At 73.2% G+C, this 9687-nt stretch carries 9 protein-coding genes; 5 read left to right on the top strand and 4 right to left on the bottom strand.

From position 1 onward, the window contains the following. Positions 1-335 precede the first annotated feature (335 nt). The 4 genes from nth (at position 336) to ACWEPF_RS01510 (ending at position 4170) form a co-directional block, all read left to right on the top strand. On the top strand, positions 336-1214 hold the full coding sequence (gene nth, locus ACWEPF_RS01495; RefSeq protein WP_449796071.1) for an endonuclease III: 879 nt from the start codon (positions 336-338) through the stop codon (positions 1212-1214). An 11-nt stretch (positions 1215-1225) separates the two neighbouring features. Next, on the top strand, positions 1226-1876 hold the full coding sequence (locus ACWEPF_RS01500) for an NUDIX hydrolase (protein ID WP_345287266.1): 651 nt from the start codon (positions 1226-1228) through the stop codon (positions 1874-1876). 187 nt (positions 1877-2063) lie between these two features. Further along, a complete protein-coding gene (locus ACWEPF_RS01505; RefSeq protein ID WP_345286939.1) occupies positions 2064-3248 on the top strand; it encodes a MarP family serine protease in 1185 nt (394 codons plus the stop codon). Between the two features lie 220 nt (positions 3249-3468). After that, complete coding sequence (locus ACWEPF_RS01510) at positions 3469-4170, top strand: metal-dependent hydrolase (protein ID WP_449796070.1); 702 nt, start codon at positions 3469-3471, stop codon at positions 4168-4170. A gap of 13 nt (positions 4171-4183) precedes the next feature. On the opposite strand, the gene ACWEPF_RS01515 is transcribed toward ACWEPF_RS01510, so the two are convergent. The 4 genes from ACWEPF_RS01515 to nhaA form a co-directional block, all read right to left on the bottom strand. Next, a complete protein-coding gene (locus ACWEPF_RS01515; RefSeq protein WP_452170933.1) occupies positions 4184-4402 on the bottom strand; it encodes a hypothetical protein in 219 nt (72 codons plus the stop codon). A 240-nt stretch (positions 4403-4642) separates the two neighbouring features. Beyond that, positions 4643-5602: an alpha/beta fold hydrolase gene (locus ACWEPF_RS01520; RefSeq protein ID WP_345286933.1), complete on the bottom strand. Its 960-nt coding sequence runs from the start codon at positions 5600-5602 to the stop codon at positions 4643-4645. A gap of 205 nt (positions 5603-5807) precedes the next feature. Continuing rightward, entirely contained in the window at positions 5808-6284 is a 477-nt protein-coding gene (locus ACWEPF_RS01525; protein WP_345286931.1) for a phage holin family protein, read from the bottom strand. A gap of 157 nt (positions 6285-6441) precedes the next feature. Then, positions 6442-7740 carry a Na+/H+ antiporter NhaA gene (gene nhaA / locus ACWEPF_RS01530; RefSeq protein WP_452170934.1) on the bottom strand — a complete coding sequence of 433 codons (1299 nt, stop codon included), beginning with the start codon at positions 7738-7740 and terminating at the stop codon, positions 6442-6444. A 402-nt stretch (positions 7741-8142) separates the two neighbouring features. Between nhaA and ACWEPF_RS01535 the strand changes: the two genes are divergently transcribed. Beyond that, complete coding sequence (locus ACWEPF_RS01535; RefSeq protein ID WP_345286927.1) at positions 8143-9312, top strand: serine hydrolase domain-containing protein; 1170 nt, start codon at positions 8143-8145, stop codon at positions 9310-9312. The last annotated feature ends 375 nt before the right edge of the window (positions 9313-9687 follow it).

The raw sequence follows: 9687 nt of genomic DNA on the forward strand, positions 1-9687 counted from the left end.
TGGGACGTACTTGCCGGTGCGGGCCCGGCGCTCCTCGGCGGGCTGCCGTCAGCACGGGTGCCAGCACGGGGATGCCGCCGTGCTCGTTCCGGAAGGGGGTGTCCACCACGCCCGGGGCGACGAGGGTGACGCCGACGCCGATGCCGCTGCCGTCCCCGGCCACCAGGAGCCGGACGTTCTCGGCCAGGGCGTGCGCGGCCCACGTGGTGACGGAGTACATGGTGCCGGGCAGGCTGACCCCCGGCGCCGTGCTCGCGGGTGGTTGCCGGCCCCGTAGGGGTCGGTCGAGCCCGAGCCGGCCCCCGAGGCGGCCCGCCCGGCGTAGCCTGCGGAGCATGACTGAGAGCAAGGCCGGGAAGACGGCGGAGCCGAAGCCGGCCGTGAAGCGGGCGGCTGTGAAGCGGGCGGCCGCGAAGCCGGGGAAGCCGGAGACGCACCTGGGGATGGTGCGGCGGGCGCGGAGGATCAACCGGGCGTTGGCGGAGGTGTACCCGTACGCGCACCCGGAGCTGGACTTCGAGAACCCCTTCGAGCTGTTGGTGGCGACGGTGCTGTCGGCGCAGACCACCGACCTGAGGGTGAATCAGACCACTCCGGCGCTGTTCGCGAAGTACCCGACGCCGGAGGACATGGCGGCGGCGGTGCCGGAGGAGCTGGAGGAGGTCATCCGGCCGACGGGCTTCTTCCGGTCCAAGGCCAAGTCCCTGATCGGGCTGTCGATCGCGCTGCGGGACGACTTCGGCGGCGAGGTGCCGGGCCGGCTGGAGGACCTGGTGACGTTGCCGGGCGTCGGCCGCAAGACCGCCAACGTGGTGCTGGGCAACGTCTTCGGCGTCCCCGGCATCACCGTGGACACCCACTTCGGGCGGCTGGCCCGGCGGTTCGGCTGGACCGAGGACGAGGACCCGGTGAAGGTCGAGGCCACCGTGGCGGAGATCTTCCCCAAGTCGGAGTGGACGATGCTCTCGCACCGGGTGGTCTTCCACGGCCGCCGGATCTGCCACGCCCGCCGCCCGGCCTGCGGGGCCTGCCCGATCACCGCGCTCTGCCCCTCGTACGGGGTCGGCGAGATCGATCCGGAGAAGGCCGCGAAGTTGCTGAAGTACGAGAAGGGCGGCCAGCCGGGACAGCGGCTGAGGCCCCCGGCCGACTACCCTGGCGAACCCGCCCGTCCGGCGGGGTGGGTGTCCGTGGGGGAGGCTGAGGCGGAGTGACCGGTCGTCAGATGGTGCGGGTGGAGCGGGACGGGCTGCCGGAGTGGCTGGTGCCCGTGCGCGAGGCGGCGGAGACCGTCCGGCCGGAGCAGCTGAGCCGCTTCCTGCCGCCGGCCGAGGGCGGTCGCGCGTCGGCGGTGCTGGTGCTGTTCGGTGACGGTCCGTCCGGTCCCGACCTGCTGCTGATCGAGCGGGCCCGGGCACTGCGCTCGCACGCCGGCCAGCCCTCCTTCCCTGGCGGCGCGCTGGACCCGGAGGACGGCGATCCGCAGGGCGACGGCCCGGTGGCGGCCGCGCTGCGCGAGGCGGAGGAGGAGACCGGGCTGGACCCGAGCGGGGTGCAGGTCTTCGCCACCCTGCCCGCGCTCTACATCCCGGTGAGCGGCTTCGTGGTGACGCCGGTGCTGGGGTGGTGGCGGCGCGAGACGCCGGTCGCCCCGGTGGACCTGGCCGAGACCGGTGCGGTGTTCCGGGTGCCGATCACCGAACTGACCGACCCGGCCAACCGGGCCAGGCTGCGCCACCCCTCCGGGCACGTCGGCCCGGCCTTCGAGGTGGCGGGGCGGCTGGTCTGGGGGTTCACGGCCGGGGTGATCGACCGGGTGCTGCACTACAGCGGTCTGGAGCGGGAGTGGGACGCCTCCCGCACGCTGAGCCTCTGACGGCGGGTCACGGCCGGCCGGGGCCGTGTCCGGGGGTTCGGCCAGCGGCTCGGCCTGCTGCTCGGCCGGGGGCCCAGCCTGGTGCTCGGCCGGGATCCCGATCGGGATCGGTGGTTCTGCGGCGTCGGGGTCCGGCTTTGTCCGGGCCTTCGGCCATTCGAGCGGCGACCCGTGGGAGGGTAGCCGGGTGAACGTCCTGGATCTTCTGCTGATCGTCGCCGCGCTGGGTTTCGCCGTCACCGGCTACCGGCAGGGCTTCGTGGTCGGCGTGCTGTCGGTGCTCGGTTTCCTGGGCGGCGGTCTGATCGCCGTCCAGTTGCTGCCGCTGCTGCTGCGCCACCTGGACCCCGGCACGGTGGCCTCGGTGGTGGCGGTGCTGGTGGTGATCGTCTTCGCGGCGGTCGGCCAGGCGGTCACCACGCACTTCGGGTGGAAGCTGCGCGGCCACATCGGCCGCCGCCCGGCCCGCACCCTGGACGCGATCGGCGGCTCCGTGGTCAACGTGATCTCGATGCTGCTGGTGGCCTGGCTGATCGGATCGGCCCTGGCGGGCACCTCGATGCCGACGGTCTCCAAGCAGGTCCGCAGTTCGCAGGTGCTCGGCGGGGTACAGGCGACGCTGCCCGCCTCCGCGCCGAACTGGTTCCGCGACTTCACCCACGCACTGGCCAGGAACGGCTTCCCCCAGGTCTTCAACCCCTTCGAGCGGGAGCAGATCACCGAGGTCAGCCCGCCCGATCCGGCGCTCGCGGCCAGCCCGGTGGTGACCCGGGCGCGGCAGAGCCTGGTGAAGGTGGTCGGCACCGCCACCGCCTGCGGCAAGACCCTGGAGGGCACCGGTTTCGTCTTCGCCCCGCACCGGGTGATGACCAACGCCCACGTGGTCGGCGGCGTCGACGAGCCGACCGTGCAGGTCGGCGGCACCGGCAAGCTCTACGACGCCACCGTGGTCCGCTACGACTGGCAGCGCGACATCGCGGTGCTGGACGTCCCCAAGCTGGACGCACCGGCGCTGGAGTTCGCCGACGAGGCGAAGAGCAACGACAGCGCGATCGTGGCCGGCTTCCCGGAGAACGGTGCCTTCAACGTCCAGCCCGCCCGCATCCGCGGCCGGATCAAGGCCACCGGCTCGGACATCTACCACCGCGGTCAGGTGGTCCGGGACATCTACTCGATCCGCTCGCTGGTCCGTCAGGGCAACAGCGGTGGACCGCTGTTGAGCCCGGAGGGCAAGGTCTTCGGCGTGGTGTTCGCCAAGTCGCTGGACAGTTCGGACACCGGGTACGTGCTCACCGCCGCCGAGGTGCAGGGCGAGGCGGTGGCGGGCGCCTCCGCGACCGGGCGGGTGGACACCGAGGGCTGCGCGCTCTGACGGCCCCTCTGTTCCCTCTGTTCCCTCTGGCCCCTCCGGTCCCTCGGCTTCCTGGGGCCCGGGTCGGTCGGGGCGCGTCCGATCGCGTTCCCGACCTCCGCCGTTCTGTGGGCCGTGGCTGGTAGCGTCGCCCCGAGCTCACCCGTTCGGCTCAACTGCCGTGCGGGGCGGACGAGCCGACGACGAGTCAGCGAGCTGGGACGACGGAGGACGACCGGCCATGATGGGTCACTCGCACGCGGTCAGCGGGGCGATGCTGTACGCGGGCACCGCACCGTTCCTGGCGCCGGTGCTGTTCGACGTCCACCTGGCGCCCGCCGACGTCCTGATGGGCACCGTCCTGGCGGCCGGAGCGGCGCTGCTGCCGGACCTCGACCACCACGACGGCACCATCGCCAACTTCCTCGGCCCGGTCTCCCGGCTGCTCTGCCGCTTCGTGGCCTGGGCCTCCGGCGGACACCGGCACGCCACCCACTCGCTGCTCTTCGTCGCCCTGATGGGCGGGGGCACCTGGGCGGGCATCACCTACCTGGGCCGCAACTTCACCCTGGGCACGACGTTCTTCCTGCTCGCCCTGGCCATCCGGGCCCTGCGGCTGCACCCGCCCGGCGACGGTCCGACGATGTGGATCACCATCGTCGGTCTCTCCGTGCTCGGCACCGCCGGCATGGACACCTGGCTGCCCAGCGCCCCCGGCTGGCTCCCGTACGCGGTGGCCCTCGGCACGCTGGCCCACCTGCTGGGCGACTGCCTCACCAAGAAGGGCGCGCCGCTGCTCTGGCCGCACAAGGAGCGCTACGAGACGGTGCTGATCAAGCGCAGCGGCAACGCCGTGGAGACCAAGGTGCTGGTGCCGATCATGTCGGTGGCCACCTTCGTGCTGCTCTGGTTCACCGCCGTCTCGCCGACGGTCCTCAGCTAGCGCCTCCTCCGAACTAGCCCTCGCGGCGCAGGCGCGCCCCGACCCAGCGGGCGCGCCGCCCGAGGATGCGCGGGATGCCCAACGGGTGCTCGTCGCCGGCCTGGCGCTGACGGCCGATCCGGCTGTGGTCGTCGTACTCGCGCGGCCAGTCGACGGCTTGGGTCTCGGGGTAGGGGTACTGCGGGCTGTCGGCACGGCGGCGTCGGCGCGTGACAGCTTCGCGATCGGGCATCCAGGTCATACCGGATGGATGCCCGCGCTCCGGGCGGGCTAATCGCTACCGGATGGTCGCCTGGCCTATGCGATTGTCATATGAGTCTGCCGATATGAGACTCCGTCAGGACGGTCTGCGGGCTCCGTCGACCTCCGGACGGAGGCCCGCTGCTCCGTCAGGACCGTTGTCAGGTCGGGGCGTCGGGGCGGGATCTCGAGGCTGGACCTCGGGGCCGTCAGGGCCGGAGGGCAGGGCCCGTCAGGGCTGGTGCTCGCGCACCCAGGAGACCAGCTCCGCCGAGAACTGCTCCGGCACCTCCTCGTGCGGGTAGTGCCCGACCCCCGGCAGCAGCCGCCACCGGTACGGCGCCTCGACGTACTCCCCGGCGCCCAGCGCGGTGTGGGAGAGCAGCACCGGGTCGGCCGCGCCCTGGACGTGCAGGGTCGGCGCGGTGATCGGACGCTTCATCCGGCGGGCGAACTGGATGCCGTCCGGGCGGGCCATCGAGCGCAGCAGCCAGCGGTACGGCTCGATCGAGCAGTGCGCCGTGCTGGGGATCTGGATGGCTTGCCGGTAGGCGTGCAGGGCGTCGGGGCCCAGCTGGTTGGGGCCTGTCCAGGCGTTCAGGTACTCGCCCACCAGGGCGCCGTCGTCCGCCACCAGCTTGCGCTCGGGCACCCAGGGGCGCTGGAAGCTCAGGACGTGGTCGAAGGCGGCCATCTGCCGACGGTCCGTCAGCAGCGCACGGCGCAGGTGGCGCGGGTGCGCGGCGGAGACCACGGTCAGGCTGCGGATCACCGAGGGCCGCATCACGGCCGCCACCCAGGCCAGCGAACCGCCCATCGCGTGGCCGACCAGGTGGGCCTGACGCTCGCCCAGGGAGCGGATCACGCCGGTGATGTCGAGCGCCAGGTTGCCGGGGTCGTAGCCGCGCGGGGTGCGGTCGCTGCCGCCGACCCCGCGCAGGTCCAGCGCCACCGCCCGGAACCCGGCCTCGGCCAGCGCGGTCAACTGGTGCCGCCAGGCCCACCAGTACTCGGGCCAGCCGTGCACCAGCAGCACCAGTGGGCCCTCGCCGACCTCGGCGATGTGGAACCGGGCGCCGTTCGCCGCCAGGTCGCGGTGGGACCACGGCCCGGCCGAACGCAGCTCCCAGGGGGTCTCGGCGATCTCGACGGCTCTCGTTCCGGGGGTCGGCCTGTTGGCGGTCAGCGACATACCGAGAGCCTGTCACACCCGACGGCGGATCGGCCGCCCGGCACTCGGTCCGGCCGGCTTCCGGGTAGCGGACGGCGGGTGGCTGGCGGGTGCCCCTGCTCGCGGTCGTCAGTTCGCGGCCTCGGCTCGCGGCCTCGGCCCGGGTCCCGTGCTCGGGTCGTCCGCTCAGGCCGTCCGCCCGCCGCTCGGGCCCTCTGACGGAGGCTCAGCGGATGCGGCCGAGGCCCCGGTCGATCTCCTCCTGGGTGGCCGGGCGCGGCCGGGCGTTCTTCAGCACGTCGGCGGTCTTCTGCGCGCCCTCGATGGTGCGGCGCGGCTTCTCGATCCGCTTGAACGAGCGCAGCGCCAGCAGGCCGAGCAGCACGGCCAGCAGCAGGTAGGCGCCGGCCACGATCAGGAAGGACCAGCCGAGCGAGAGCCCCAGCGCGTGCAGGCCGTACGCGGCGGCGGCGCTCAGCATCGGCACGGCGGCCAGCGCCACCACGCCCGCGACGATCAGCGAGACGCCGCCGGAGACACCGCGCTTCACGTCCTGGCGGATCTCGGCCTTGGCGAGCGCGATCTCGTCGTGCACCAGGGCGGAGAGGTCGGCGGTGGCCGCGGCGAAGAGCTGGCCCACCGAACGCTCGCCCTCGTAGGGCGCCCGTCCGTCGCCGATGGGGTCTGCGGTTCCTGCGGGCATCAGCGGGTCTCCTTCGGCTTGGGCTGCGGTCCTCGGCGTTCGGTACCGACAGCTCTGAATCATGCCTCTACCGGCCAGTCCGGCACCACTCCGGGGCACCCCGGGGGCGACGGCGTGTCACTCGTGAGGGTTCGACGGGTCGTCAGGTGGCTCGGCGTCAGGTCGCCTGCTGCTGGTAGACGTCCGGGATGCCGTCGCCGTCGGAGTCCCGGTCCTCCTCCTCGCAGAGCGCGCGGTAGTGCCGGTTGCGGAGCTTCAGCAGTACGGTGGCGATCAGCGCGCAGAGCAGCGAACCCATCAGCACGGCGGCCTTGGCCCGGTCGGCCAGCTCCGGGTCGCCGGGGAAGGCCAGCTCGCTGATCAGCAGCGAGACGGTGAAGCCGATCCCGGCCAGCACCGAGACCGCGAACAGGTCGGCCCACTTGAGTTGCGGGTTCAGTTCGGCCCGGGTGAAGCGGGCGGCCAGCCAGGTGCCGCCGAAGATGCCGACGGTCTTGCCGATCAGCAGCCCGAGCACGATGCCGAGCGGCGTTGCCTGGGTGAACACTTCCTCGAGTGCACTGCCGGACACCGTCACACCGGCGGCGAAGAGGGCGAACACCGGCACCGCGAAACCGGCCGACAGCGGCCGCACCAGGTGCTCGATGTGCTCGCCGGGGGAGACCTTCTCGCCCTCCTCCCGGTGGCAGCGCAGGATCAGGCCCATCGCCACACCGGCCACCGTGGCGTGCACCCCGCTCTCGTGCATCAGTGCCCAGATCGCCACGCCCAGCGGCACGAACAGGTACCAGCCGTGGACTCCGCGGCGGTGCAGGAACCAGAACAGCACCAGCCCGGCGAAGGAGAGCCCGAGCGCCCAGAACTTGATGCCCGAGCTGTAGAACACCGCGATGATCAGGATGGCGATCAGGTCGTCCACCACGGCCAGGGTGAGCAGGAACGCCCGCAGCGCGGACGGGAGGTGACTGCCCACCACCGCCAGCACGCCGAGCGCGAAGGCGATGTCGGTCGCGGTCGGGATCGCCCAGCCGGCCGGGTGACCGCCGGGCCCCGCGTTGGCCAGCGTGTAGACGACCGCGGGCAGCGCGACGCCGCAGGCGGCCGCCACCACCGGCAGTGCGGCGGCCGCGGGATTGCGCAGCTCACCGGCCACGAACTCGCGCTTCAACTCGATCCCGGCCACGAAGAAGAAGATCGTCAGCAGGCCGTCCTTGGCCCAGGCGTCGAGGGAGAGGTCGAGGTGGAGCGGCGCGGACGGCCCGACCGTGAACTCCTTGACGCTCTCGTAGGCGTCCGGCCAGACGTTGGCCCAGATGAGCGCGGCGGTCGCGGCCAACAGGAGGAGGACTCCGCCCACGGTCTCGGTGCGCAGGGCGTCGGCGATGTACGTCCGCTCGGGGAGCGAGAGCCTGCCGAGGAGCTGACGGCGGGTCGGGGTGGGCGGCGGCGTGGCCACGGTGGCGGACCTCCAGGGCGGGGCGGCGGGGTGTGGCCACGGGCGTGGACACACGGGTGGTGTGGTGCCGACCAGACTTCCCGGCGCGCCTCGGAGTTCTTGTTGTGTTTTTGACAGCTTATCGGGCTCGGTTCGGGAACCCAGAGGCGGCGTCCGGTTTGCCTATTTTATGAACGCCACCGCCTTCCGCTCGTGCACTCGGAGTGCGCTCCGACTGCCGTGGCACCGTTCCCGGGCACCGCCGGGGCAACGCAAGGGCACCACTCGGGGCGCGCTCGCCGTGCGCTGGACGTGCGCTCGCTCGAATGGCCGCAGCGTCGTGCGACGCTCCCGGGGCGTTCCTATGGTCAGGGCAGTGTGCCGCCCAGCAGGGGCGCCAGCTCGTCCCTCCGGGAGCACGTGATGGTCAGTCAGCAACCCTCTCCCATACCCGCCCCGTCCGCGCCGCCGCCCACCTCGCCGCTCTCCCCCGAACTCGCCCAGCTGCTCCGACCGCTCTTCAGCGGTGCGGCGCCGGGCGGCGGAATCGCCGTCGCCGTCATCCGGGGCGGCGAACGGACGGTGGTCTGCCGGGGTTACGCCGACCGCTCCGGCTCCCGTCCCGTCCGCGCCGACACCCGCTTTGCCCTCGGCTCCGTCACCAAGACCTTCACCGGACTGCTCCTCGCCGAGATGGTGGCCCGGGGCGAGGTCCGCTACGAGGACCCGATCGACCGCTACCTCCCGGCCGACGCGCTCCCTGGCTACCCGCAGGAGCGCCCGATCACCCTGCTCCACCTGGCCACCCACACCTCCGGGCTGCCCCGACTGCCGGTCGGCCTGACCCCGGCGGCCGTGCCGCGCTGGTTCACCGACCCGTACGCGAGCTTCAGCCGCCCGCACCTGCTCCGTGCGCTGCCCCGAACGCCCGTGCGCGGCATGCCGGGTGCGCAATACCGCTACTCCAGCCTCGGCTGCGGGCTGCTCGGCCTGGCCCTGGAGAACGCGGCCGGCCTGCGCTACGAGGAGCTGCTGGCGGGCCGGGTCTGCGGCCCGCTCGGTCTGGTCGACACCTCCTGCGCGGAGGACCGCGAGCCGTCCTCCGGCTACCGGCGCGGGCGTCGGGTCTCCTCCTTCCGACTGCCCGCCCTGCCCGGGGCCGCCGCCCTCAGCTCGACGGCGGACGACATGCTGCGCTACCTCCAGGCCCACCTGGCGGTGGACGCGGTGCCGATCCCGGAGCGGGGCGGTGCGGCGGCGGCGCTGCGCTCGGCCCTGCGGGACGTCCGGCTGCCGCGGGTGGAGCGGCGTAGGGGCAGCGGGGGGAGGGGCGGGGTGCGGATCGCCCTGACGTGGAACCAGCGGCCGGTGGAGGACGGCGAGTTGCTGTACCACTCGGGCTCGACCGGCTCTGCCCGCGGCCGGGTCGGGCGCGGCGACAGCGCCGGGAGCGGGGCGCCCTCGGCGGTCTTCGCGGGCTTCAACCCGGTGGCCCAGGTGGGGCTGGTGGCGATGGCCAGCACCCTCCCGGGGTTGCGGCGGCGCTTCACCCAGACCGCCTACGGGACGCTGCGCCGTCTGGCGGCGGGGTAGCGGGGGCTCCGTCGGGACCGAGGGCCGGTCCTGGTCGTGCGGCCGCCCTGGCCGCCTTGGTCGGCCGGGGCCTGGTCGTCCGGGCGGTCCTGGTACTGCGGGCGGTCCTGGTGGTGTGGGTGGTCCTGGTGGTGTGGGTGGTCCTGGTGGTGCCCGGTGCCACGGGCACCACCAGGACCGTCCCCTCCGTCGGGGGTGCGGGCCTGGCGGAGCGTCAGCCCGTTGTCGCGGCGATCAGCCCTGGTCGTTGGCCGGGAGCTGCGACTGGATGGTGTTCATCACGGAGGCGTCGGCGAGGGTGGTGGTGTCGCCGACCTCGCGGCCTTCGGCGATGTCGCGGAGCAGGCGGCGCATGATCTTGCCGGAGCGGGTCTT

The organism is Kitasatospora sp. NPDC004289, assembly GCF_053602875.1.